The following is a 25,662-nucleotide window of genomic DNA, read 5'->3' as shown; positions in this document are numbered from 1 at the left end:
CACGGGCCAGCGTTCTCTGAAACCCCTGGACTTATTACGTTTGAGGACATTCACATGACCCCCGAATTCGCCCGCAAGTTTCTAGCAGAAAACGAGATAAAGTACATCCTCGCCCAGTTTGTCGACATCCACGGAGTGGCGAAGACGAAGTCCGTGCCCGCCGCTCACCTGGACAGCATTCTGACGGCAGGCGCCGGTTTCGCAGGCTTCGCAGTGTGGGGGCTCGGTATCGATCCGCAGGGGCCTGACTTCATGGCCGTCGGCGACATCGACACGTTGCAACTCGTGCCATGGCAGCCGGGCTACGCCCGCATCGTGTGCGATGGACATGTCAAGCGCGAACCCTGGCCGTTCGAAAGCCGCGTGACGCTCAAGAAGCAGGTGCGGCGTCTCGAAGAACGGGGCTGGATTTTGAACACGGGCCTCGAGCCCGAGTTCTCCCTGCTGCGCAAGGGCCCCGACGGCGCGATCGTGCCGTGCGATCACACCGACGCGTTGCCCAAACCCTGCTATGACTACAAGGGGCTCTCGCGCTCGCGCGAGTTCCTCGAACGCCTGACGGATGCTCTCATCAAGGCAGGCATCGATGTCTATCAGATCGACCACGAAGACGCCAACGGCCAGTTCGAGATCAACTACACGTACACGGATTGCCTGAAGTCCTGCGATCACTACGTCTTCTTCAAGATGGCGGCCGCGGAGATCGCGAACGAACTCGGCCTGATCTGTTCGTTCATGCCGAAGCCCTTCGCGAACCGGCCCGGCAACGGCATGCATATGCATATGTCGATTTCGGACGGAAAGAAAAACCTCTTCGCCGACGACCACGACGAGAACGGTCTTGGCCTTTCGAAGCTCGCGTATCACTGGACGGCGGGCATTCTCAAGCATGCCGCGGCGCTCACGGCGATCTGCGCCCCGACGGTCAATTCATACAAGCGTCTTGTCGTGGGCCGTTCCTTGACTGGCGCGACATGGGCACCTGCCTACGTGAGCTATGGCGACAACAATCGTTCGTCGATGGTGCGTATTCCGGGCGGCCGGATCGAACTGCGCCTGCCCGACGCCGCCTGCAACGCATATCTCGCGACGGCCGCCGTGATCGCGGCCGGGCTCGATGGCGTCGAGAACCGTCTGGAGCCAGGCAAGCCGTGCAATGCCAATCTCTATGAAATGTCCCCGCAGGAACTCAATGAGCACGGCATCAGCATCCTGCCGCAGAACCTCTCGGCCGCGCTGCATGCACTGGAGCACGATGAAGTGATGCTCGAAGCGCTGGGACCGGCGGGCGGGGAATTCCTGCGTCTGAAGAACATGGAATGGATCGAGTACATGCGCCATGTGTCGGACTGGGAACAGAAGACGTACCTCGAATTTTTCTGACCAAAACCAGGACAGTTTGTCGATTTGAATGTGATCGCGAGGAGAAAACGATGTGCGGAATTGTAGGACTACTGGTTAAAAAGCCCGAGCTGCGGGGCCGGCTCGGAGAATTGATGGTGCCGATGTTGCTGGGCATGACGGAGCGGGGGCCCGATTCGGCAGGGTTGGCCGTGTTCACGGAGCCCACCGCGGATGGCGTGCGCAAAATCAGCCTCTACTCGGGCCTCACCGATGAGGGCGCCGACTTCAACTGGCAGGGGCTCGCGCATGAGTTGAACGAGCATCTCGGCGCGAAGGCATCGGTGCATGCGAAGGACAATCACGCGATCCTGAGCGTCGCCATCGATCCCGAGACGGTCAAGCACTGGATCCGCGAAACACATCCCCGGCTGCATGTGCTGTCGACCGGCCGCATGATCGACCTGTACAAGGACACGGGCATGCCCGGCATGGTCGCAGACCGCTACGCATTCAGCGCGCTGACGGGCACGCATCTGGTCGGCCATACGCGTATGGCGACGGAGTCCGCCGTGACGCCCGATCGGGCACACCCGTTCACGGCTGGCGAAGACTTTTGCCTCGTGCACAACGGCTCGCTGTCGAACCCCAACGGCGTACGGCGCATGCTCGAACCGCATGGCATTCGCTTCGACACGGACAACGACACGGAGGCAGCATGCCGTTTTCTCGAATACCGGCTGCGTGAGGGCGACGATCTCGAAACCGCCTTGCAAAAGGGCTTCGAGCAGCTCGACGGTTTCTACACGTTCCTGATGGGCACGCCGGACAAGCTCGCACTGATCCGCGATCCGTTCGCGTGCAAGCCGGCCGTCGTGGCCGAGACGGACGACTTCGTCGCCATTGCTTCGGAGTTCCGCTCGCTCGCGCACCTTCCCGACATCAAGCACGCGCGTGTTTTCGAACCGGCCCCAGAGGAGATGTACGTATGGACAGTGTGAACTTCGACCTGGCGTCCGCCTCGGTGACGGACGTGAATGGCTTCCTGCATCGCGAGGCCGCGCAAGCGGGCACGCGCAAGGTGTTCATCTCCAATCCCGATGGTGCGCACAACATCGCCGTGGGACTCGATTTGCCCATCGAGGTGGAGATCGACGGCCACGCGGGCTACTACGCCGCCGGCATGAACAAGGAAGCGAAAGTGACGATCTCGGGCAGCGCCAGTACGGGGGTGGCCGAGAACATGATGAGCGGGCGCGTGCACGTGAAGGGCTTCGCCTCCAATGCGGCGGGTGCATCCGCGCACGGCGGTCTGCTCGTCATAGAAGGCGATGCGGGCCTGCGTTGCGGCATCTCGCTCAAAGGGGCGGACATCGTCGTGAGGGGATCGGTTGGGAGCTTTTCGGCGTTCATGGCGCAGGCCGGCCGGATCGTGATCTGCGGCGATGCGGGTGATGCGCTGGGCGACTCGTTGTACGAGGCGGTGATCTACGTGCGCGGCAAGGTCAAGTCGCTGGGTGCGGATGCGCGTGAAGAGCCGATGCAAGGCGCCGACGTGGAAGCCGTTGCACAGCTGTTGCGCGCAGCCGGCCCGGCATTCGCCGAGTTCGACCCCAAGGAATTCAGACGCGTAGCATCGGCTCGCTCGCTGTACCACTGGAATGCCGACGCGAATCAGGAATATTGAACCAGGGACCCCGCCATGGAAATCAAGCCCGTACACATGAAACACATCGTCACTGAAGAGTCCTGGGGCTTCGACCGCAAGACGATCGACTATATCCAGAACGCCGCGGCACACGGACTGTATGAGATCCGTGGCCTGGGGGCGAAGCGGCGCGTGCCGCACTTCGACGACCTGCTGTTTCTCGGTGCATCGCTGTCGCGCTATCCGCTGGAGGGATACCGCGAGAAGTGCGTGACGAAGACGGTGCTCGGCACACGCTTCGCCAAAAAGCCGATCGAACTCGCGATTCCCATCACGGTTGCGGGCATGAGTTTCGGTGCGCTGTCGGCCAATGTGAAGGAGTCGCTCGGCCGTGCGGCCACGGAGATGGGCACCTCGACGACGACCGGCGACGGCGGTATGACACAAGAAGAGCGGATGTCGTCGAAAACGCTCGTCTATCAGTGCCTGCCGTCGCGCTATGGCTTCAATCCCGACGACGTGCGCAAGGCGGACGCCATCGAGGTCGTGATCGGACAAGGCGCGAAGCCGGGTGGCGGCGGCATGCTGCTCGGCCAGAAGATCTCGCCGCGTGTCGCGAAGATGCGCACGCTGCCCGAGGGTATCGACCAGCGCTCGGCATCGCGCCATCCGGACTGGACGGGCCCCGACGATCTGCAGATCAAGATCCTCGAACTGCGCGAAATGACGGATTGGGAGAAGCCCATTTACGTGAAGGTCGGCGCGACGCGCACGTTCAATGACGTCAAGCTTGCGGTGCATGCCGGCGCGGACGTGATCGTCGTCGACGGCATGCAGGGCGGTACGGCGGCCACGCAAACCTGCTTCATCGAAAACGTCGGCATTCCTACACTTGCCGCCCTGCGCCAAGCCGTCGACGCACTCGAAGACCTCAACATGAAGGGGCAGGTGCAGCTCATCATCTCCGGGGGCATCCGCAGCGGCGCCGACATTGCGAAGGCGCTGGCGATGGGCGCCGACGCCGTCGCGATCGGTCAGGGAGTGCTGGTGTCGCTCGGCTGCAATAGCGCTTCGTACGTCGAGGACGGCCACCATGTCAACGCGCTCGACGACTATGCGCGACTCGGCACGGCGCCTGGTTTCTGCCACCATTGTCACACGGGCAAGTGTCCCGTGGGCATCACGACGCAGGACTCCGTGTTGCAGGAGCGGCTGAAACCCGATGTCGGAGCGAAGCGTCTGAAGAACTATCTGAAGACGTTGAACATGGAGCTGACGACGATCGCGCGAGCGTGCGGCAAGCAGAACGTGCATCACCTGGAGCTGGAGGACCTCGTGGCGCTCACGGTCGAAGCAGCGGCGATGGCCCGCGTGCCGCTTGCCGGGACCAACTGGATCCCCGGCGTGAACGGCGCACGATGACGGCGCAACTGATCGACGGCCGCCACCTCGCGCGACGTCTGCGCACGCGCTTTCGCGAGCGCGTGGCGGCCTTGTCCGTGCGAGGTGTCGTGCCCGGTCTCGCGGTGGTGCTGGTCGGCGACAACGCCGCGTCCGAGCTGTACGTGGCGAACAAGGTGAAGGCGTGCGCGGAATGCGGTGTACGTTCGTTCATGCATCGCTTTCACGCGGACTGCCGCGAGGCGGAACTCCTCGACCGAATTGCCGCCCTCAACGTCGAGCGCAGCACGCACGGCATTCTCGTGCAACTGCCGTTGCCGCCGCAGATCAACGTGCGGCGCGTGCTGGAAGGCATCGTGGTCGACAAGGACGTCGACGGTTTTCATCTGTACAACGTCGGCGCGCTGGTGGTGGGCAACTCGATCTTTCCGCCTTGTACGCCGTACGGGGTCCAGCTTCTGCTCGAGACGACGGGAATCGATGTGGCGGGGAAAAACGTCGTGGTAGTAGGCGCGAGCAATATCGTCGGCAAGCCGATGGCGCTGATGTTGCTGCAGAAGGAAGCGACCGTCACCGTTTGCCACGTGAAGACGCGGGACCTCGCACAGCACACGATACACGCCGATATTCTTGTCGTGGCGGCGGGCAAGCCCGGGCTCATCAAGGCCGAGATGGTGAAGGAGGGTGCGATCGTCATCGACGTCGGGATCAACCGAATGCAGGACGGGCGCATCGTCGGCGATGTGGACTTCGAGCCCGTGCGCGAGCGGGCGGCATGGATCACGCCGGTGCCGGGCGGCGTGGGTCCGATGACGGTCACGATGCTGATCGAGAACACGCTGCGCTCCGCCGAACGGTTTGCGGACGGCCAGGCGTTTCACCCGCCGCAGCCGTTCTGGCAGGTGCCGGCAAATTAGGCGGTAAATTATTCTGCTTCATCCAGTGTGTTTCGGGCGTCTACGGACGCCCTTTTTGTTTGCCTCGGCCCACGCCCCTGGATCGCTAACGGCTGCTGTCATTGCCGATCGCGCTGGCCGTCGCGAGCAGCGCCTCGGCCATCCGGATGCTGGCGGCATCGATCAGGCGGCCATCCAGCGATACCGCGCCTTTGCCTTCCTGCGCGGCTTGTGCCATGGCGTCCATGATGCGGCGCGCCTTCGTCACTTCCGCTTCGGCGGGCGTGAACACCTGGTTCGCGTGTTCGATCTGCGACGGATGAATGGCCCATTTGCCTTCGTAGCCGAGCACGGCGGCGCGGCGGGCTGCTGCAATGTAGCCATCGGGGTCGCTGAAGTCGCCGAACGGTCCATCGATGGGACGCAGACCGTACGCGCGGCAGGCGACCATCATCCGCGTTTGTGCGCCATGCCACTGATCGCCCCAGAAGTAGTCGCGTTCGCCGCGCTCATTCTTGTCCGCGAGCACGCCGTAATCGCGATTCACGCCGCCGATCACCGTCGTGCGCGCGCGCGTCGAGGCCGCATAGTCCGCGACGCCGAACGACATGGCTTCGAGACGCCGGCTCGACTGAGCGATGCTCTCGACGTTCGCCATGCCGAGCGCGGTTTCGATCAGTACCTCGAAGCCGATCCGTCGTGTGCGCTTGCGTGCCGTTTCGATCTGCGTGACGAGCATGTCGACGGCGTACACGTCGGCGGCCACGCCGACTTTGGGGATCAGGATCATGTCGAGGCGCGGGCATGCCTCGACGATATCGACGACATCACGATACATGTAATGCGTGTCGAGTCCGTTGATGCGGACCATCATCGTCTTGTTTCCCCAGTCGATGTCGTGGAGTCCTTCGATGATGTTCTTGCGCGCCTGCTCCTTGTCGTCCGGCGCGACGGCATCTTCGCAGTCGAGGAAGACGATGTCCGCGGCCGAACGTGCGGCCTTTTCGAACATCGCGGTGTTCGAACCGGGGACGGCTAACTCGGAACGGTGCAACCGTGCTTTGGCCTGCTCGATGACAGTGAAACTCATGGTGAAATCTCCTGGGTTGTTGAATAGGCGCGGCCCGGACCGGCGCAAGGGTGCTCAGCCCGTCGCGCCGAAGCCTGACGCAATGCAGTTGATGGAAAGCAGCAGGGGCACCTGATAGGCCCGGCGCTGCCGTTCGGTCGCCGCCGTGCGGTAGAGGCGCAGCAGTTCGATTTGTTGCCGGCTGATGAGGTCGATGGCGGGCACGCGCCGCTGCAGGCGGGCGCTGAACTTCGGAAAGCGCGTGCCCAGGCCGGCCGAACCCGTGACGGCCTGCACCATCTTCACGGTGAGCCGGTATTCGGCTTCGACTTGCGAAAAGATCGTGTCGCGGATGTGGGCATCCTGCACGAGGCTCGCGTATTCGCGCGCGATAATCAGGTTCACCTGTGCCAGCGTTTTCTCGACTTCATCGATGACGAGCCGGAACACCCGTGACTCGTCGAACATCCGCCGCAGCAGCTCGGCGCCGCGCTCCTGGCGTACCGCGAGAAAGCCCTGTATCGCGCTGCCGACGCCGTACCAGCCAGTGAGCGCATGCCGGTTCTGCGCCCATGCGAACACCCACGGAATCGCACGCAGATCCTCGAGGCTCTTTGCGCCAAACCGGCGGGCAGGGCGCGAGCCCATGTTGAGCATCGACAGTTCTTCGAGCGGACTGGCGGCCTGGAAATACGCAAGCATGCCAGGCTGTTCGATGAACTTCACGTACGCTGCCCGCGACGCGCCGCTGAGCGCTTCCATCGCCTCGTCGAATTCGCCCTTCGGCAACAATGCGTCCTCCCGCTCGGACTTCAGCGTATGTTCAAGCACGCTCGATGCAAGCAATTCGACGTGATACTGCGCCGTGCCGCGATTCGCATATTTGAACGAGACCACTTCACCCTGTTCGGTGACGCGAAAACGTCCATTGACCGAACCGGCGGGCAGCGCGGCGATGGCGCGGCCAGCGGGAACGCCGCCGCGGCTCACCGATCCACCGCGTCCATGAAAAAACGCGATCGTGACGCCAAGCTCGTCGCCAAGCCGCTTGAGCTTCGTTTGCGCCTTCGACAGTTCCCAGTTGCTGGCGAGAAAGCCGCCATCCTTATTTGAATCGGAGTAGCCGATCATGACTTCCTGCACGCCGCCTTGCGCGCGTATGCTGCGACGGACCATCGGCACAGCCAGCAACTCGCGCAGTATCTCGGGTGCCCGGCGCAGGTCGTCGATGGTTTCGAGCAGGGGCACGACGGGCAACGTGCAGCTCTCGGTGCCGAGCGAGTCGGAAAAAAGGCCGGCTTCCTTTGCCAGCAGATAGACGCCGAGCACGTCGCTCGCTCGATGCGTCATGCTCAGTATGAACGCGCCGAACGCATGACGGTCCACCCGTTGACGCATTTCGAGCACCGTACGGAACATCTGCAGTGTCTGCGCTTCGTCGGGCGGCAGCGATTCGAAACGGCGGGTCCTTTGCGCTTCGCTCTCCAAGGGCTTTCCCAGTTCGCCGATCAGCCATGCTTTCCATTCGGGCGAGTCGCTCGCGGGCGGTTCGCCCGCGGTCCCGCATGTCGCGCGCCACAGCGCGCGCAGCGTTTCCCCGATGACCGTTGTGTTCTGGCGCAGGTCGAGTTGCACGGTGCTGAAGCGAAACGTCTCGACTTCATGACGCAGCGGCCGCACGAGCATCCGTGCGAGCTGCTGGCTTTGTGTCGCGAGTAGCGCCTGCTCGATCACGAGCAGATCGGCCGCCAGATCATCCGCGCTCGCGTATGCGCCCCGAACCGGCGAAGCGTGGCTCGCCTGATTGATGTCGACGAGCGTCGCATCGAGGCGGCGCAGGATGCAGGTCAGGTATTGCCGGAACAATTCCCCCGGATTGCGCGATGTGATCGGCCCGGGTTCGCCGCTGCGCGTCAGCGCGCGAGCCAACGCTGCGTGGAAACTGTCCGGTACGGGCAGCGCTTCGGACGTGATGCTGAGCATCTGCGTCAACTCGACGAGACGTAGCCGGTATCGCTTGAGAGACGCAGCCCGGTGCTCGTGCAAGGTGGCGCGTGTGACGCTGTCATCGACGAATGGATTGCCGTCGCGGTCTCCGCCTATCCACGAGCCGAACTGGAAAAAGCGCGGCATGTCGAATCGCTCGCCCGGATAACAACGCTCGAGCGCGCTCTGCAGCTTGTCGATGAGTTGCGGCACGGCTTCGAAAAGCGTTTCGCCGAAGAAGTGCAGTCCCCATGCGACTTCCTGCGCAACGGTGGGCTTTTCAAGCCGCAATTCGCCGCTCATCCACAAGAGTTCGATGTCGTTCCGGAGCGCGAGGACGAGCGTGTAGCGCTCTCGCGGCGTCCAGCGCGGGGATTCGAGTTCCATTAGACGCCGGTAGACGCGCCGGTGGCATTCGAGCACGGTGACTCGCTTCGCTTCGGTCGGGTGAGCCGTCAGCACCGGCCGCACCTTCAGATGGCTCAGCGCGTCGCGTACTGCGGCGGCGGGGACGCCGGCGCCGGCGACTTCGGCGATGACCCGTGCAAACGAGTCAGGCAGCCGGTCGTAGCCGCCTTCGATCTCGATCTCGCGGCGCCGGCGCATGGCGGTGCTCTGCTCGGCGATGCTGAGCAACTGGAACCACATGCCCTGGGCCTGCAGCATGCGTCGCAGGACGACGCGCGCGGTGCGATCGTTCATCCGTTCGTGCATCAGTTCGCTCATCGACTCGTGTGCGGACTCGCCGCGCAACGCACGTTCCACCTCGGGCTGATGGGCGCGCGCGACGTCGCACAACAGTTGCGACAGGAGGTCGATCACTGCGTGCTCATAGTTCTCCGCGCTGAGCGTGGGCAAGGACGCCGAGGCCGTAGCGAGCTTGTGCAACCCGTCGTCGGCGGTATGTCCGAGCGCATGGAGGGGGCGCACAGTCTCGACGCGCGGCGAGTCGGACTGTGTGTCTGTGCCATAGCCCCAGTCAGGCAACGCGGCGCGTGACATTTTGTTCGAGCACAGAGGCAACCGTGAAACCCAGGTCGGACGCGCTGGGCGCAACCGCGAGACCGTAGGACTGCATGATTTGCGCTTTTTCGGCCGCGCTGTCGCCCGCTGCCGAGATGATGGCGCCCGCATGTCCCATGCGCCGTCCTTTGGGCGCGGTCAAGCCCGCTACATAGCCGACGACAGGTTTGGTCATATGCTCGCTGACCCACCTGGCCGCTTCGGCCTCTTGCGGCCCGCCGATTTCCCCGATCATCACGACAGCCTCGGTTTCGGGATCCTGCTCGAACAATTTCAGGTGGTCGAGAAACGAGCTGCCGTTGATCGGGTCGCCGCCGATGCCCACGCTCGTGGTGACGCCGAGGCCGAGCGCATTGAGTTGCGCAGCGGCTTCATAACCGAGCGTGCCCGAGCGCGAGACGATGCCGACATTGCCGCGGCGGTAGATATGGCCGGGCATGATGCCGAGCATGGCGCGTCCCGCGCTGATGATGCCCGCGCAGTTCGGACCAACCACCAAGGTACGGGTCTCCTTCGGATAGCGAAGGAGATAGCGCTTCACGCGCATCATGTCCTGCGCCGGAATGCCGTCCGTGATCACACAGACGAGTTTCAGGCCCGCGTCGGCGGCTTCCATGATGGCGTCGCCGCAGTAAGGGGGCGGCACGAACACGAGGCTCGCAGTTGCGCCTGTTTCGCTTACGGCGTTTTTCACGGTGTCGAACACGGGTCGCTCGAGGTGATGCTTTCCTCCCTTGCCGGGAGTCACGCCGCCGACCACGTTCGTCCCATAGGCGATCATCTCTTTCGCGTGGAATGAGGCCTTGTCACCTGTAAATCCCTGTACGATGACGCGAGTGGTTTCGTCGATCAGGATGCTCATGTCGGTAGTCCTTATCTGTGGTTGGCCGCGCGGCGCGCACGATGCGCTTTCGAGGCCTCGACGGCCTTTTGCGCCGCTTCCAGCAGCGAATCTGCTGTGATGATGGGCAGGCCGCTGTCCTTGATGATGCGTCGCCCCTCCTCGACGTTGGTCCCCGCGAGGCGTACCACGAGAGGCACCGTCAGCCCCCGGGCCACCCGTACGACGCCCTCGGCGACCCAGTCGCAACGATTGATGCCGGCGAAGATGTTGACGAGCACGGCCGACACGTTGCCGTCCGAGAGCACGAGGCGAAACGCGGCCGCCACGCGCTCGGGCGATGCGCCGCCGCCGACGTCGAGAAAGTTGGCGGGCTCGCCCCCGGCATATTTGATCGTGTCCATGGTGGCCATCGCGAGCCCGGCGCCGTTGATGATGCAGCCGATATCGCCGTCGAGCCCCACATAGTTCAGGCCAAACTGAGCGGCCTCGGCCTCACGGGGATCCTCCTGCGTCGGGTCGCGCATCTCCGAGACGTGCGGATGCCGAAACAGGCCGTTGTCGTCGAACGATATCTTTGCGTCGAGGGCAATGACGCGATCGTCATCGGTCACGACGAGCGGATTGATTTCGACCATCGTCGCATCGAGGTCACGAAACGCCCGGTATGCGCCCATGATCGCGGACACCGCGCGGCTCACCTGCTTGATGTTCAGTCCGAGTCCGAAGGCGAGTTCGCGCGCCTGGAATGGCTGCAAGCCGACGGCGGGCTCGACGACTGTCTGGAGCACGGCTTCCGGGTTCATGTGCACGACCTCTTCGATATCCATGCCACCGTGGGCGGAAACGATGACGCGCACACGTTCGGCTTTGCGGTCGAGCACGATACCGAGATAGATTTCCCTTTCGAATCTCTCCGCGACCTCGATGTAGACACGCTCGACGATCTTGCCATCCGGTCCCGTCTGCGCCGTCACGAGGCGCTTGCCGAAGAGACCGGTGGCCGCTTCATGCACGTCGTGGTAGGTCTCGCATAGCTTGATCCCACCCGCCTTGCCGCGCGCGCCAGAGTGGACCTGAGCCTTGACGGCCCAATGCCAGCCGCCGAGTTCCGTCGCGCAGTACACGGCCTGGTCAGGTGTGTAGGCGACCGCGCCGCGCTGGATCGGCACGCCGAACCCGGCCAGCAGGTCCTTGGCCTGATATTCGTGAATGTCCATATCGGTGTCTCCGGTGGTTTGCGTCGTTTGCGTTGCGAGGTTATGCGTGGTCCCGTGGTGCTCAGACCACGAGGTTGCGGGGCTCGCCGCGCGCGAATGCCTCGATGTTCTCGATCAGCTGGTCCGCGAGGAACTGCATGGCATTGCCGGAAGCCCAGGCGACGTGCGGGGTCAGGATGAAGTTGGGCAAATCGAGCCCGAGCACGGGATTGCCCGCGACAGGCGGCTCCTGGCTCAGCACGTCGAAGCCTGCGCCCGCGATTAGTCCTTCCTTGAGTGCAGTGGCAAGCGACGCCTCGCACACGAGCCCGCCTCGTGCTGTGTTGATCAACAGAGCGCTACGCTTCATGAGGCGCAGCTCGTCGAGTCCGATCAGGTTGCGCGTGGCGGCGGTGAGCGGCGCATGCAACGAGATGACGTCCGACGTGCGCAGCAGCGTGTCGAGCGAGACGTATTCGAGATCCGGCGAGCGGGGGCGCTTCCCGTCGTGAGCGGCAAAGACGACACGCATACCGAAGGCCCGGGCAATCTGTGCCGTTGCCTGGCCCAGAGCGCCGCCGCCGATGATGCCGAGCGTCGAACCGTGCAGGTCACGGATGGGATGATCGAAGAAGCAGAACTGCTTTGCCTGTTGCCAGCGCCCGCGCGACACATCGCTGCGGTAAGCGAGCAGGTTGCGCCGCAACGCGAGGATAAGCGCGAAGGTATGCTCGGGCACCGTATGGGTCGCGTAGTTGCGAATGTTCGCGACCGCGATGCCGCGCTCGCGGCAGTACTCGGTATCGACACAGTCGTAGCCCGTCGCCGCCACCGCGATCATCCTGATCGACGGATGCCTTTCGAGCACATTGGCTCGCAGCGGCACCTTGTTGGTGATGGCGATGGTCGCGCGTTCGAGCCGATGCGCGACCTCGTGCGACGATGTCGACGCGAACTGGACCCACCCATGTTCGAACGCCGGGCGACGGACATCGGCGTTCAATGTCGATCGGTCGAGAAAGACGATTTCGTGTTGCATGATGTCATTCCTGCCATAGAGTGATCGGAAGGATTGCGATCTGACGCGCCTCGGCCTGAAGATTTCATCGAGACCGCCGCAATCAGGCCGCGGCGACACGGCGCAGCGCCGGCTTGGCGACGGGGTCTGCCGCGGCTTGCGTGTGGGTGCGCCAGTACTGTCCGGCTGCACCCACGCCGCTGCCCGGGCAAACGTCGATACCGGCATCGAGCATCGCCATCTCCGCGCCCGCTATCGCGCTCATCAGCATCAGTTCGTTCAGGTCTCCGAGGTGGCCGATGCGGAATACCTTGCCGGCGACCTTCGAGAGCCCGGCGCCCAGCGCGAGGTTGTAACGGCGAAAGGCCGTGTCGATGACCTGTGCGGCGTTGAATCCTTGGGGCACGACGATTGCCGAGACCGTGTCCGAGTGCCACTTTGGCGCCTTTGCACACAACTCCAGACCCCAGCCTTCCGCGACGGCGGCGCGCACGCCAGACGCGAGGTAGTGGTGGCGTGCGAAGACCCGGTCGAGACCCTCGTCGAACAGCAGGTCGAGCGCTGCGCGCAGTCCGTAGAGGAGTGACAGCGCAGGCGTGTAAGGGAAGTAGCCGGTTGCGTTGGCGCGCACCATATCGGCGAGATCGAAGTAGCAGCGGCGCGATTTCGCCTGCGTAATCATCTTCAGCGCCTTCTGGCTCACACACAGGATGCCGAGTCCCGCAGGCAGCATCAGACCTTTTTGCGAGCCGGTCACGGCGAGATCCACGCCCCATTCGTCCATGCGGAAGTCGATGCAGCCGATCGAACTCACACCGTCCACGAACAGCAAGGCAGGGTGGCCCGCGTCATCCATCACGCGGCGCAGGGCGCGGATATCGCTCGTCACGCCCGTCGCAGTTTCGTTGTGGCAGGCGAGGATGCCCCTGATCGCATGCTGGCGATCGGCCTTCAGGATCTCGCCGACCCGTTCGACGGGCACGCCTTCGCCCCAATCGACATCGAGAATTTCCACGTCGAGTCCGAGACGCTGCGCCATATCGGCCCAAAGGTGGCTGAACTGGCCAAAGCGCGGAACGAGAACGCGGTCACCGGGCGAGAGCGTGTTGGTGAGAGCCGCTTCCCACGCGCCCGTGCCTGACGACGGAAAGATGAAGGGCTGGCCGTCTGCCGTCCGGTAGAGCGTTTTCAGATCGGAAAGCAGACCATGCGCGAGTTCGGGAAACTTCGTCGAGCGGTGATCTTCCATCGATACGACCATCGCGCGTTGTACGGCGTCGGGAATGTTCGTCGGACCGGGGACTGCGAGGATGTTACGTCCCGGAATGCGCGTGACTGGCGTGTTTGACATGACTGTCTCCTTGGGTAGTGGTCGTGAGAAATCGTCTGGAGGTTTCAGTGCGCGGTGCGCGCGATTGCGGCCGTTGCGTCGTCATTCGCAGACGCGCCGGGCGTCGTGGCGACGGGCCCATCGCGATAGACCGGAAACCTCGCGGTGAGGGCGAGCACGGCGTCGGCTGTGCGGCGGATGACGAGATCGTTGGCGGGCGCATCCAGCACGTCGGCGATCAGATGGGCAAGCTCGCTCGTTTCGGCTTCGCGCAGGCCGCGTGTCGTGATGGCAGGCGAGCCAATGCGCACGCCGCTCGTGACGAACGGCTTTTGCGGATCGTTGGGAATGGCGTTCTTGTTGACGGTTATGAGTGCGCGGCCAAGCGCGGCTTCGGCCTCTTTGCCTGTCACATTCTTCGCGCGCAGATCGACCAGGAACACGTGTGAGTCGGTGCGTCCCGACACGATACGAAGGCCGCGTTGCTGAAGCGTTTGCGCCATGACTCGCGCATTCAGGAGTACCTGTTGCTGGTATTGACGGAATTCGCCGGTCATCGCTTCGCGCAGGGCGGCTGCTTTGCCCGCTATCACGTGCATCAGGGGGCCGCCCTGGATGCCTGGAAAGATCGTCGAGTCGATCGCCTTCGCCGCTTGTGCGTGGGCGAGAATCAGCCCGCCACGTGGCCCGCGCAGGGTCTTGTGAGTGGTGGTGGTCACATAATCTGCAATGCCGACCGGACTGGGATAGAGTCCCGCCGCGATGAGACCGGCATAGTGCGCCATGTCGACGAGCAGCGTTGCACCGACGCTGTCGGCGATCTCGCGAAAGCGTTGCCAGTCAATCACGAGCGAATAGGCCGACGCGCCTGCGACGATCATGCGCGGGCGATGCGTCTGTGCCAGCTTGCGCACTTCGTCGTAGTCGATGACTTCCGTATCCGGATTCAGGCCATACGACACCGCATTGAACAGCTTGCCGCTCACGTTGACGGAGGCGCCGTGCGTGAGGTGCCCGCCATGCGCGAGCGACATGCCGAGAATCGTGTCGCCCGGCTTGAGTGCGGAGAGATACACGGCCTGATTGGCCTGCGAGCCCGAGTGGGGCTGAACGTTTGCATATTCGGCGTTGAACAACTGCTTTGCGCGGTCGATCGCGAGTTGCTCGACCAGGTCGACATGTTCACATCCGCCGTAGTAACGCCTGCCCGGATAACCTTCCGCGTATTTGTTGGTCAATTGCGACCCTTGCGCTTCCAGCACGGCGGGCGACGTGTAGTTTTCGGATGCGATCAGCTCGATGTGATCCTGCTGGCGCTGAGTCTCGCCTGCGATGGCCCGATGCAGCTCAGGGTCCGTCACCGCAATCGTGTTTTTGTAGCTGAACATGGCTGAACCTCGCTTTAGTGGAGTCGGTCACTCGGCAACCCGCGCGTTTTCTAGCCGCTTTGCTCCGGTCGCCTGGTTGGCATTCCTGTGAAACGATCGTAGCGCCATGCACGCGGAAACACTCATTCGGCTTACTTATTCGACCCATAACCCTGCATGCGAGCCTTGCAGGACGGGCTTTTCGCCTTGCGGAGTACCTCTTCATGGGCATTGCGCGCCCAGGCCCGGCTGATAGAGTTGAGGCGTGAAATCAGGCCGCTTCGAGCGTGCGGCCCGGACATTCGGGAGGCAAGGAAAAGCGATGCTGCATCTGACTTTGCGCCAGTTACAGGTATTCGAAGCGAGCGCGCGGCATCTGAGCTTTTCGCGCGCAGCCAGGGAGCTTCACCTGACTCAGCCAGGCGTTTCGTCGCAATTGAAGCAGCTCGAAGCGATCGTCGGCATGCCGCTGTTCGAACAGGTCGGCAGACAGGTGTTTCTGACCGCGGCCGGCAAGGAGCTTTACAACCATACGCGGTTGCTTCAACAGCAACTGTCCGTCCTCGAAGAGTCGCTCGACCAGTTGCGCGACACGAAGCAAGGAAAGCTGAAAGTGTCCCTGGTTAGTGGCACGGCCAACCCGCTAGCACTGCAGTTGATCGCGAAATTTACTCGCGCGTTTCCTGGCGTCACGGTGAGCCTCTCGGTCGGGAATCGGGAGTGTGTTCTCAACGAGCTTGCTACCAACGAAACGGACGTCGCGATCATGGGGGCCCCGCCTGAAGGACAGGGTCTGGTCGCTGTGCATGTGGCGAGCAATCCGCTTGTGATGATCGCGCCACCCGATCACGCGCTCGCACGGGAGCGCCGCATCGCGTTGAGCACGATCGAACGCGAAACCTTTCTTATGCGTGAGTCGGGTTCGGGAACGCGCCGCGCGGTAGAGCGCTTCTTTGCCGAGCATCGCATCAATTTGCGGCCCGGGATGGAAGTGAGCAGCAACGAGGCCATCAAATGGGCCGTGCAGGCGGGAATGGGACTGTCTGTCGTCGCGCTCGCAACGATAATGGCCGAATTGGAAACCTTGCGACTGAAGGTGCTTGACGTCGAGAACTTCCCGATCCTCCGGTATTTGTATCTGGTGCACAGAGAATCCAAGCAGCTTTCTTCAGCTGCGTGCGCATTCAGGGAGAGCCTGATGAGTGGGGCGCAAGAGGCGGGCGAGCGCGTCGCAATGCAAGCCTAGGCCCCGAAGTTCCCGCGACCATAGCGAAAAGGAATCCACATGAATATGATCGACAAAAACCTCGCGGCGAGGCCCTACCTCGCTTCGTCGGGGATGGACATGATCTTCATCGAAGGCTTTCAGGGCGATACCGTCATCGGGATAGATCCCGACGAACTGACTACGCTGCAACCCGTGCGAATCGACTTGTGGGCCGGGGTGCCGCATAGCCACGCATGCGATACGGACGCTATAGCCGACACGATCGACTACGGCAAGGTGCATGAGGCGCTGCGATTGCAACTCGTGAACCACAGGGTGAAATTACTGGAGGCGCTGGCAGAGTCGATTGCGCAGATGCTATTGGCCGATTTCAACGCGCATTGGGTGCGCATTTCAATTGCGAAGCCAGCGAAGTTCGCAAACGTGAAGGCTGTCGGCGTGACTATCGAGCGCACCATACGATGGCCGTAAGCGGCACATCGGCTCGCCTGGTTCTTGCGTCATATCTGCACGAAGGGGCGGGCGGCCGGGTCCTTAGGGGTGAGGTCGGCGAACTGGCCTTCGAGCCACGCACCCGACTTCTCGATCAAGAAGCGGCGGAAAGCCACGCAGGTCGGAGACATCCGCTTCGCGTTCATGTGAACCACGTGCCACACACGGTTAATGGGCGTGCCGTTGACATGCAGGACTGACACTTCGCCTGTCAGCAGTTCGAGCCGTAACGTATGCAGCGGCAACACACTGACGCCGATGCCAGCGGCCACCGCCTGCTTGATTGTTTCGTCGCTGTCGCAGGTGAGGGTGCGGGCCGGAGTGAAAAGATGATGGCGAAACATTTCGCTCGCGACGCCCTCCGTATCGGAACCTGGCTCACGCATCAGAAACGTTTCACTGCGCATTTCGTGCAAGTCGAAGCATGCCGCGTCGATAAAAGGATGATTCGTGCTCGCGACGACGACATGCGGGTTGTACGCGAGCGGCTCGCTGTGCGCATCGAGCTCGACGGGAGGCCGGCCCATGACGGCGAGGTCGATCTCATTGTCCTGTAACTGGCGCAGCAGTACATCACGCTTGCCGATTGAAAAGCTGATATCGACCTTGGGTTGACGTTCCACATAGCGCGCAATCTGGCGAGGAATGAAATAGCGGGCCGTGCTGACGATTCCGATGGAGATATTGCCGCCATCCGCCGATGAAAGGCAACGCATCGCATCTTCGGCATCCTTGATGTCACCGAGAATCCGCTTTGCGTGGTGAGAAAGCGTCGTACCCGCTTCGGTCAGGGCAATGCGCCTGCCGATGCGGTCGAATAGAGGCACTCCAATCGCCTCCTCGAGCTGCTTGATCTGCATTGAGACGGCGGGTTGGGTCAGGTGCAGGGTTTCCGCGGCGCGGGCGAAGCTCTCGTATTGAGAGGCGGCAGAGAAGATCTGCAACTGACGTAGCGTGAGATTGCGAAGGAGATTGAGCATGATCGGCACTCCTGGATGCGACAGATAAGCATCGCTTAAAACGCAAGTAAAAACATTTGAGTTTTCCCCGAGTACGCCCTGGCTTATCGTTCTAGTCAGCAGTCCTGGCGAGCAATGGACGATCGAGGTAGCGATGAATGCACGAATTGAATCAGCTGAGCATGCGCAGGCGGTTGGCGCAGGAAATCGACGCACCGCGGCGATCGTGACCCAACCGACGCTGCCGGTTTTTCTTGCGGCCCACCTCGGCACCGGCCGCGAGCAAGCGCTTGCCGTCGAGCAGGATCCGCATGCCGTCTCGCTGCGTAACGTTCTTCAGGGCATTGCGCAAGCGGCGAAGATCATTGCGGCGCGTATCGCACAGGGTACGATCGTCGATTCGCAGACGCTGAAGGTGGCGAGCGCCTCGCCAGATAGCGGGTCGTGCCGTGATGCCGCGAAGGAAGCCTTCATAGCGTCGAGCGAGTGCAGGACGCAGAAAGCGGGCATTGTGCTGCATTGCGCGCAGGCGCGGCATCCTGCGGTAGCAGGGCCATATGTCCTGTTTGCCAGTCCGCTCGATAGTGTGGCCAATATCGAATCGAACGTTGCGCTCGGAACCGTATTCTCGATACGGCAGACAGAGGCGCGAAGCCATGACGGTGACTGCGAGATCGTCGGCACGAAGCAGATTGCCGCTGGCTACGCTCTCTATGGTCCCTCCACGATGCTGGTGATCACCGTCGGGCGCGGCACTCATGGGTTCACGCTTTGCCGTCAACGGGGCGAATTCATGTTGACGCATCACGCAATGCGCATCCCCGAACAAGGCCCTGTGGTCGCCATCAATTGCAGCAATGAGCGCTCGTGGGAGCGGCCTGTGCAGCGTTATGTAAACGAGTGCCGTGACGGAAGCGCGGGCGTGCGCCAGCGCGATTTCGACACACGCTGGAACGATTCGTTGGCGGCCGATGCGCACCACACGCTGATGCGCGGCGGCCTGTGTCTCTTCCCGTGCGAAAGGCGCCGGGTGCCCAGTGCGACACGTCAACCGTTGTTATATCAGGCGCAGTCGCTCGCCTGGATCCTCAAACAGGCGGGCGGACTTGCCAGCTCGGGGCGTGCACGGATATTCGATGTCGACGCCGATGCGCATGCACTCACGCCGCTATTCGTCGGCAGCCAGGGTGAAGTCGAGCGTATCGAGCGATACCACTGGGAACACGATCGAGGCGAGGACACGCCATTCACGTCACCGCTTTTCAACGAGCGCTCCCTGTTTCGCCCGGAAGCACGCGTGTAGATGGGGGGGAGCATGTCGATCAAACATCCAATCGTTGCGGTAACGGGGTCGAGCGGTGCCGGTACCACGACTGTCATGAACAGTTTTCAGCACATTTTCCGGCGCGAAAAGCTGAACGTGCAGATCGTGGAGGGCGACGCATTTCATCGCTTCGACCGCGCGGGCATGCAGTCTGCAATGAAAGCCGCAGAGGAAAACCGTCACCAGTTCAGCCACTTCGGCCCTGAGGCGAATCTGCTGCAGGAACTCGCCGAGTTGTTTCGTGAGTATTCGGCGACGGGGCGGGGGAGGTTGCGTAAATACCTCCATGACGACGCCCAGGCTGCGCCGTATGGTGTGGACCCCGGTACGTTCTCGCCGTGGACAGACATCGAGCCGCCCACCGATCTGCTTTTCTACGAGGGGCTGCATGGCGGCTTTATCGGCCGTGGCATCGACGTCGCACAACATACGGACCTGCTGGTGGGGGTCGTCCCCATCATCAATCTGGAATGGATACAGAAGCTTCATCGAGACGAGGCGCTGCGCGGCTATTCGCGGGAGGCTGTCATGGATACGATCCTGCGGCGCATGCCGGACTATGCTCACCATATCTGCCCTCAGTTCAGCAGAACGCACGTGAACTTCCAGCGCGTGCCGACCGTGGACACGTCGAATCCGTTTGCAGCCCGCGACATACCAAGCGCCGACGAAAGCTTCGTTGTCATCCGCTTTGCCAATCCGAAGGGCATCGACTTTCCTTATCTACTCACCATGCTGCATGACTCGTTCATGAGCCGGCCCAATGTCATCGTCGTACCGGGCGGCAAGATGGGACTTGCGATGCAATTGATCTTCACCCCTATGATCCTGCAGATGATCGACCGCCAGAAACGGGCATCGTGACCATCCGCGGGAACACTTGTACTCTCCAGACAGGAGACACGAACATGCAGGTCATGCCGCGCAATATGCCGATCGATGCCGTGCTATTCGATCTCGATGGCACGCTGTTGCATACGTCGCCCGATATCGGCAACGCGCTCAACCGGGCACTCGCCGAGAACGGTTTTCCCCTGCTCGCGCCTGGCGTCGCGCAAACGTTGATAGGCGGCGGTTCAGAGATCCTCGTCGATCGCGCGCTGACGCTGCTCGGCATCGATGCGCGCCCCGCCACGCTGGATCTGGTCCTGCGCCGCTATGAGGCGTCCTATCATCAGATCTGCCGCGATAAGAACCAGTTGAGCGAGTTTTACCCGGGCGCGGAAGCGACGCTCGACAGCTTGCGGGAGATGGGTCTCAAGCTGGGCCTCGTCACCGACTCGGAGTCGCGCTTCGTCGATCCGCTGATATGGCGTTTCGGCTTGCATGCATGGTTCGACATGGTGGTCGATGCAAATGCCCGCTTGCCGCGTAAGCCCGATCCCGAGCCACTCCTGCAGGCGTGCGAAGCGCTGGGCGTGGACCCGACCCATACGCTATTCGTTGGCGATTGCGTGACGGATGCGCTAGCGGCACAGGCGGCCAATATGCCGATGGTGTGCGTCAGCTACGGATACAGCCACAATCACCCGGTATCGGAGTTGCCTTGCTTGCGCGTCATTCACCACATCGGCGAGCTGACGGAATTGCTCGGCGGTCTGCACAAGGGGCATAGCGCTGCTCATGCTGATCAGAGAATCCCTATGCGGGCGATGCAAGCGCAGCAGCCGAATTGAGTTCAACGAGGCGCGTGACAGCTCGATGTGCCGGCGCGGGTTTCAAGCCGCGCCGTGCCCTCATGAATAAGAGTGCGCGCGCGCGCCGTGTTCCCGCTGCCAGAGCACGGCCTCGAGCCGCGAGTGAAGATCGAGCTTCCGCAGCACGTGCTTAACATGAACTTTCACGGTGCCGACGCTGATATCGAGTTTGCGCGCGATGGCCTTGTTGCTCAGGCCGGCAACCAGAAAGTCGAAGACCTCGAGCTCGCGCGCGGTCAGCTCGTTCTGTGTGACAGGAAGGCGCTGGCCACCCGACAATGCATGAACCAGCGCGCCCGTCACCGACTCGCTGAGAACGGCAGATCCCCTGAGCGCCTTTTCGAGCGAGAGGCACAAGTCCTCGGGGTCCATGTCCTTTAGCAAATAGCCATGCGCGCCGGCGCGCAACGCGGCCACCACGTCGCGCTCGTTATCCGACACCGTCAGCATGATGAAACGCGCTTCGACGCCGGCTTCGCGCATGCGGTCCAACGTTTCGATCCCGTTCATGCGCGGCATGTTCAGGTCGATCAGGATGACGTCCGGCTTCAGGCGCACGGCCATCTCAACGCCGTCTTCTCCGGAAACCGCTTCGCCCACCACTTCGAAGGCGGGATTCATCTGAATGAGTTGCGCGACGCCCTTTCGAAACAACGCGTGATCGTCGATCAGAAGTACTGTGTTAGTGACCATCGGCTCTTCCTGGGCTCATATGCCAGATCGACCAGCTAGATCGGCCTGGCTCCGTCAACTGCGATGCGCACGGCAGTGCGATCTCGAGTACATTGAGAAGAGGCTTTTATTGTTCAGACTTGATGCCTGAATCATTCTAGCAACATGACGCGATGGGAAAAATAGATTCCTGCCCGATGCTGACGCTTTGCGGGTTTTCCTTAGACCCAACCCCAACGATACGGCGCCATTTAACGCGGTATAGAAAGCACGTCGGCAATACCCTTCGTGGCTGCGGAAGAGGATCGCCTTTTGATGGATCGGTGGAGGTCTCTACCTCCTGGTGAGTAGGCTGAGCTACTCCCGGAGTGTTAGCTTGACGAATTTACGCTAACGGACACCGGCACCACTGATGGCGCGAGCCTTGTGCGCTGCGGGGATGAAGTTCAATACCACGCGCGAGCCGCGTTCAGCGGACTTCAGTTCCAGACGTCCACCGAGGCTGCGGGCTCGCTCGCGCATGATCGCGAGGCCGTAGTGGTGTTCGTCGCCCCGTGAGCGGGTGAGACCTTTGCCATCGTCCTCGATCGTCACCGTCATCGTGAGTCCGTCCGACATGAGTTGCACCTGCGCCGTCGTGGCGCGCGCATGACGGATTACATTTGTCAGCGCTTCACGCACGATCTGCACGACATGCATTTCCTCGTTGACTGAGAGACGCATACGCGGCACACGATTGTCAATCGAGATTTGTACCTCACTGCGCGATCCGAATTCTTCGGCAAGCTCCTCGAGCGTGGACGCAAGACCGTGCGCATGCATCGGCGCGCGGAAGGTCGTGAGCAATTCGCGCAGCTGCCGGTAGGCGCTGTCGATACCCTCGCGAATCGCGCGCGCGATTTCGGCGACATCGCTCTGCGAGAGCTGAGGCGGCAGCACGGCTTGCAGCCGCGCGAGCTGGATCTTCATGTATGAGAGCGATTGCGCGAGCGAGTCATGCAACTCGCGCGCAATGGCATTGCGTTCCTCGAAAAGCGCCATACGCCGGTCGCGCACATCGCGGCTGACATTGGAGATCGCGTGTGCGAGCACGCTGGCGATCGTTTCGAGCAGATACAGATGCCGCTGCTCGAAGCGCGTGTCCGGCTCGCCCTCCGCGATCAGCACCCCATAGGTTGCGAGCGGCACGCGTACCGGGGCGGCGAGCACGGGAGGCGACATCCCGCCGTCATTGAGCAAAGAAAACGTATAGTTGCCCGCAAGCGTCATCAGTTCGTTCGTGACGCGTGCCTTGACGATCTGCGGCACGTCGCCGTTCGGCGCTACGACGGGATCGATATCGAGCAGCTGGGCCGTCGATTCGGTGACCACCAGCGCAATACGTTGGGCGCGCAACACACCGACGAGACGCTGCAACAGCGCCTCGAGTGTGCGGCCCGATGGCTCTTGCTCGGCAAGCTGCGCGCAGATGTGGTGAAGCAGCTCGAGCGATTGGTCCGCAAATGCAATGTAGTCTTCGACGATTCGCTTGAGTTGCGCCGACTCGCTTTGCTCGGTGCGCAGTCGAACGGCAAGTTGCGCCTGAAGCTTTAAAAGCCGGTCGATTTCGTCGTCCCCTTGCGGTATTGTCTGCCCGGATTCCGCGAGCGCCTGCAGCGCCGCGGCTGGTCGCGTGACGAAGGCGCGATGCGCACCCCTTGCGAGCGCAACGATGCCAAGAACCAGAAGGCAAGCGGTTGCGCCCTGCAGCAGCCCGAGCACGGCCTTTTGCACTTGCGCCTGGTAAGCGACTTGCGAACGTAGCGCACGTAGTGCCGAAATTTTTGCATCCGGCCCGCGGGCACTATCTGATGTCGACCCTGCAGTCGCGGCTACGAGTGCGCTAGCGAGTTCTTTCGTCGGAGCGCCACGTTGCCTCCAGTCGTTCAGTAGGGTATCGTTGCTGACAAGCCAATCGGCCTGCTCGGTTAGCGCTTGAGCCTTTCCTGGCGAGCCTGGCTGTGCTTTCGCGGCGGCTGTTCGCAGACGAGCGACTTCGTCGAGAGAAGAGAGGGTCTGCCGGAATCCTTCGTTTCCTTTGGCCTGCATATATCCACTCACATAGAGCAGCGCGATCAAGCCAACGATGCAGGCGAGCAGCGAACAGACCTTCGCAAAGAGCGGATAGTGGTAAGAGGCGTCAGACCGGGCAGTATTCATGGGTGAATGAAGAAATAACGTGCACCGAACCCGGTCACCGAGCTGTAATCGTATTTTTCCGAGCGAAGATGTCATGTCGGTTTATCTGTTCGCCACGATACTTCTTGGTGCGGTCGCCGCGCTAGTGTTGCCCCGACTTGGCTACGGTCCCGGTAATAGTGGTTTATTGTACGTCGCGATTGTACTGTCGGGATGCCTTGCCGCATTTCTGCTGGCAATGGCCTACAGTGCCCGCCGCACGACGCCACGCGTTGCACGCGCGGTCAAGTTGCCCGATCTGCGCGCCTTTGCTGCGAATCTTTCGATGCCCGCCGCGTTACTCGACAACGATGCGCTCGTGTTCGTCAATAGCGCTTTCCTCAAGTACGCGCGTTGGGAACCGTACGCGGATGAAATCGTCGGCATGCCGTTCAGCAACCTCGTTCATCCGCAGTCCTTATTGGATTTGACGGCGCTGCTCACGCAGTCGCGCGACGGGGGCGAGCGCACCTCTGCGTCGCTGCGGATCGCCTACGGCGACGGCAGTTTCCGTTTGCAACCCGTGACGGCACTGAGTGCGCGCGACTCGCGCATGACGCTGCTGCAATTTCCAGCGCCCTACACGAGTACGGACGCTCAGCGCAGCGAGCTGCAAATTCTTCAACATTGCCAGGATGCCGTGCTCCAGCTACCCCAGGCCCTCTTTCGTGTGGATCGGGAGTTGCGTCTGATCTTCTCGAATCCAGCGTGGCGCAGCCTGGTCCGTGCCGTCGGGAGCGACCCGGAGCCCCGACCATTTTCGGGCTTCTTTCATCCAGAGGACGCAGAAACCCTGAATGCCCGGCTCAAAGCGCTGCTCGGCGGACACATGAGCGAAATGGTCGGGGAAGCGCGACTCATTCGTGCCGACAACACAATGGCGCAGGTGGAACTGCGTTGTCATGCAGTGTCCGATCACGAAGGCGCGCTCGTCGGCGCCGTCGGACTTGCGATCGACGTCTCGAATCGCGAACGCCACGAAGAAGCTTTGCGCGCCAGCCGACGCAGCCTGCGCACCCTGTTGTCCAATTTGCGCGCGATGATTTATCGGGGGCAGAACAACCGTGACAGGTCGCTGGCTTTCGTGAGTGAAGGCTGCTTCGAGCTGACTGGCTATGAGGCTTTCGAACTGATCGATGAAAGCCGCCTGACGTTCCGTTCGCTGATCCACCCCGATGATCGCGAATTCGTCTGGAACGAGGTGCAGACGCAGATCGTGGCGCGAAAGCCTTATGAGCTGACTTACCGGATTGTAGACCGCGCTGGGCAAACCAAATGGGTTTGGGATCAGGGATGCGGTGTCTATTCTGCCCGGGACGAACTGATGGGGCTGGAGGGATTCATCGTGGAAGTAGCGCGCAGGCAGATGATCGAAGAAGACGCCCGGCGCAGCCAGACTTTTGAGAATTCCACGGGCCTCATGAGTCTGCCGCTGTTTCTCGGCCGCCTGGAGTTTTCCCTGGCTCTGTCGTCGCGAAACCCACTGCCGTGTGCGATCTTCGCGATCAATGTTGGAGAGCTGGAGCGTGTTGCGACGCGCTTTGGCCAGGATTACGCCGATCGCGTGCTGATCGCCATCGGCAGGAGGCTCGAAGCGATTCAGGGCCAACTGAACTGCGCTGCGTTGCTGGATTCTCACGTATTCGGGGTGTTGCTGGTCGACTTCAGCGCCGAAGGACTTGCCTGCTGTGGCGGCGGTGCGCAACACCTCGCCGAACGAGGGTTGGCAGACACCGACGCGACGCTGGAGGAGCTACGGAACAGCCTGCAGAAACTCCTTGATGATCCCGTTAAGGTAGAAGGCCACGAATTCAAGGTTCCAACGCAGATTGGGTGCAGTTGGATCGAGGCGGGCATGGCCGACACCAGAAAAGTCCTCGACCGCGCACTGTCCGCTTCAGGTTGGGAAGGGGCGAGTGAGCGCAGCAACGGGGAGTGAAAGGTGGTTGGGGAG

At 62.0% G+C, this 25,662-nt stretch carries 21 protein-coding genes; 11 read left to right on the top strand and 10 right to left on the bottom strand.

The window, feature by feature from the left end:
* Window positions 1–54: 54 nt before the first annotated feature.
* From glnT to folD, 5 genes are read left to right on the top strand one after another with little or no spacing between them, the layout of a single operon-like run.
* Window positions 55–1,383, top strand: coding sequence for a type III glutamate--ammonia ligase (gene glnT / locus AB3X96_RS30180; RefSeq protein WP_368592581.1), 1,329 nt, complete (start codon window positions 55–57; stop codon window positions 1,381–1,383).
* Between the two features lie 50 nt (window positions 1,384–1,433).
* Window positions 1,434–2,342 (top strand): amidophosphoribosyltransferase, encoded by a 909-nt coding sequence (locus tag AB3X96_RS30175; protein WP_368592580.1) that lies wholly within the window; start codon window positions 1,434–1,436, stop codon window positions 2,340–2,342.
* Entirely contained in the window at window positions 2,330–3,028 is a 699-nt protein-coding gene (locus AB3X96_RS30170; RefSeq protein WP_176110948.1) for a protein glxC, read from the top strand. The genes AB3X96_RS30175 and AB3X96_RS30170 overlap by 13 nt, the downstream gene beginning before the upstream one ends.
* A 15-nt stretch (window positions 3,029–3,043) precedes the next feature.
* A complete protein-coding gene (locus AB3X96_RS30165; protein WP_368592579.1) occupies window positions 3,044–4,411 on the top strand; it encodes an FMN-binding glutamate synthase family protein in 1,368 nt (455 codons plus the stop codon).
* Window positions 4,408–5,307 carry a bifunctional methylenetetrahydrofolate dehydrogenase/methenyltetrahydrofolate cyclohydrolase FolD gene (gene folD, locus AB3X96_RS30160; RefSeq protein WP_176110946.1) on the top strand — a complete coding sequence of 300 codons (900 nt, stop codon included), beginning with the start codon at window positions 4,408–4,410 and terminating at the stop codon, window positions 5,305–5,307. The genes AB3X96_RS30165 and folD overlap by 4 nt, the downstream gene beginning before the upstream one ends.
* A gap of 85 nt (window positions 5,308–5,392) precedes the next feature.
* Here folD and AB3X96_RS30155 read toward each other — a convergent pair whose 3' ends face one another.
* The 7 genes from AB3X96_RS30155 to glyA form a co-directional block, all read right to left on the bottom strand.
* Entirely contained in the window at window positions 5,393–6,376 is a 984-nt protein-coding gene (locus AB3X96_RS30155; protein WP_368592578.1) for a CoA ester lyase, read from the bottom strand.
* 54 nt (window positions 6,377–6,430) lie between these two features.
* Window positions 6,431–9,343: a phosphoenolpyruvate carboxylase gene (locus tag AB3X96_RS30150; RefSeq protein ID WP_368592577.1), complete on the bottom strand. Its 2,913-nt coding sequence runs from the start codon at window positions 9,341–9,343 to the stop codon at window positions 6,431–6,433.
* Window positions 9,321–10,226 carry a succinate--CoA ligase subunit alpha gene (gene sucD / locus AB3X96_RS30145; protein ID WP_176110943.1) on the bottom strand — a complete coding sequence of 302 codons (906 nt, stop codon included), beginning with the start codon at window positions 10,224–10,226 and terminating at the stop codon, window positions 9,321–9,323. The genes AB3X96_RS30150 and sucD overlap by 23 nt, the downstream gene beginning before the upstream one ends.
* Window positions 10,227–10,237: 11 nt before the next feature.
* The gene (locus tag AB3X96_RS30140; RefSeq protein ID WP_368592576.1) at window positions 10,238–11,425 is read right to left on the bottom strand and encodes a malate--CoA ligase subunit beta; all 1,188 of its coding nucleotides are present in this window, start codon (window positions 11,423–11,425) and stop codon (window positions 10,238–10,240) included.
* A 61-nt stretch (window positions 11,426–11,486) separates the two neighbouring features.
* The gene (locus AB3X96_RS30135) at window positions 11,487–12,443 is read right to left on the bottom strand and encodes a D-2-hydroxyacid dehydrogenase (RefSeq protein WP_368592575.1); all 957 of its coding nucleotides are present in this window, start codon (window positions 12,441–12,443) and stop codon (window positions 11,487–11,489) included.
* Window positions 12,444–12,525: 82 nt separating this feature from the next.
* Window positions 12,526–13,773, bottom strand: coding sequence for an aminotransferase class V-fold PLP-dependent enzyme (locus tag AB3X96_RS30130; protein WP_368592574.1), 1,248 nt, complete (start codon window positions 13,771–13,773; stop codon window positions 12,526–12,528).
* 44 nt (window positions 13,774–13,817) lie between these two features.
* A complete protein-coding gene (gene glyA / locus AB3X96_RS30125) occupies window positions 13,818–15,140 on the bottom strand; it encodes a serine hydroxymethyltransferase (protein WP_368592573.1) in 1,323 nt (440 codons plus the stop codon).
* Between the two features lie 301 nt (window positions 15,141–15,441).
* On the opposite strand from glyA, the gene AB3X96_RS30120 reads away from it, so the two are divergent.
* Both AB3X96_RS30120 and AB3X96_RS30115 read left to right on the top strand, forming a co-directional pair.
* Window positions 15,442–16,365, top strand: coding sequence for a LysR substrate-binding domain-containing protein (locus AB3X96_RS30120; protein ID WP_368592572.1), 924 nt, complete (start codon window positions 15,442–15,444; stop codon window positions 16,363–16,365).
* Window positions 16,366–16,404: 39 nt separating this feature from the next.
* A complete protein-coding gene (locus tag AB3X96_RS30115; protein ID WP_368592571.1) occupies window positions 16,405–16,818 on the top strand; it encodes a dihydroneopterin aldolase in 414 nt (137 codons plus the stop codon).
* Between the two features lie 29 nt (window positions 16,819–16,847).
* Here AB3X96_RS30115 and AB3X96_RS30110 read toward each other — a convergent pair whose 3' ends face one another.
* Entirely contained in the window at window positions 16,848–17,819 is a 972-nt protein-coding gene (locus tag AB3X96_RS30110) for a LysR substrate-binding domain-containing protein (RefSeq protein WP_368592570.1), read from the bottom strand.
* 133 nt (window positions 17,820–17,952) lie between these two features.
* On the opposite strand from AB3X96_RS30110, the gene AB3X96_RS30105 reads away from it, so the two are divergent.
* From AB3X96_RS30105 to AB3X96_RS30095, 3 genes are read left to right on the top strand one after another with little or no spacing between them, the layout of a single operon-like run.
* Window positions 17,953–19,101 (top strand): fructose-1,6-bisphosphatase, encoded by a 1,149-nt coding sequence (locus AB3X96_RS30105; protein WP_368592569.1) that lies wholly within the window; start codon window positions 17,953–17,955, stop codon window positions 19,099–19,101.
* Between the two features lie 12 nt (window positions 19,102–19,113).
* A complete protein-coding gene (locus tag AB3X96_RS30100) occupies window positions 19,114–19,986 on the top strand; it encodes a phosphoribulokinase (RefSeq protein ID WP_368592568.1) in 873 nt (290 codons plus the stop codon).
* Window positions 19,987–20,030: 44 nt separating this feature from the next.
* Window positions 20,031–20,798: an HAD-IA family hydrolase gene (locus tag AB3X96_RS30095; protein WP_368592567.1), complete on the top strand. Its 768-nt coding sequence runs from the start codon at window positions 20,031–20,033 to the stop codon at window positions 20,796–20,798.
* A gap of 60 nt (window positions 20,799–20,858) precedes the next feature.
* On the opposite strand, the gene narL is transcribed toward AB3X96_RS30095, so the two are convergent.
* Together narL and AB3X96_RS30085 are read right to left on the bottom strand one after the other, a co-directional pair.
* Window positions 20,859–21,512, bottom strand: a complete 654-nt coding sequence (gene narL / locus AB3X96_RS30090; RefSeq protein WP_368592566.1) for a two-component system response regulator NarL — start codon at window positions 21,510–21,512, stop codon at window positions 20,859–20,861.
* Between the two features lie 369 nt (window positions 21,513–21,881).
* Window positions 21,882–23,264 carry a histidine kinase gene (locus AB3X96_RS30085; RefSeq protein WP_368592565.1) on the bottom strand — a complete coding sequence of 461 codons (1,383 nt, stop codon included), beginning with the start codon at window positions 23,262–23,264 and terminating at the stop codon, window positions 21,882–21,884.
* A gap of 499 nt (window positions 23,265–23,763) precedes the next feature.
* Between AB3X96_RS30085 and AB3X96_RS30080 the strand changes: the two genes are divergently transcribed.
* Entirely contained in the window at window positions 23,764–25,647 is a 1,884-nt protein-coding gene (locus tag AB3X96_RS30080; RefSeq protein ID WP_368592564.1) for a PAS domain-containing protein, read from the top strand.
* Window positions 25,648–25,662: the final 15 nt, after the last annotated feature.

It is taken from the genome of Paraburkholderia sp. BR13439, from assembly GCF_040948805.1.
Taxonomy (GTDB): Bacteria; Pseudomonadota; Gammaproteobacteria; order Burkholderiales; family Burkholderiaceae; genus Paraburkholderia; species Paraburkholderia youngii.
The sequence above is the reverse complement of the archived record's forward strand: the minus strand, read 5'-3'. Positions and strand labels throughout refer to the sequence as shown.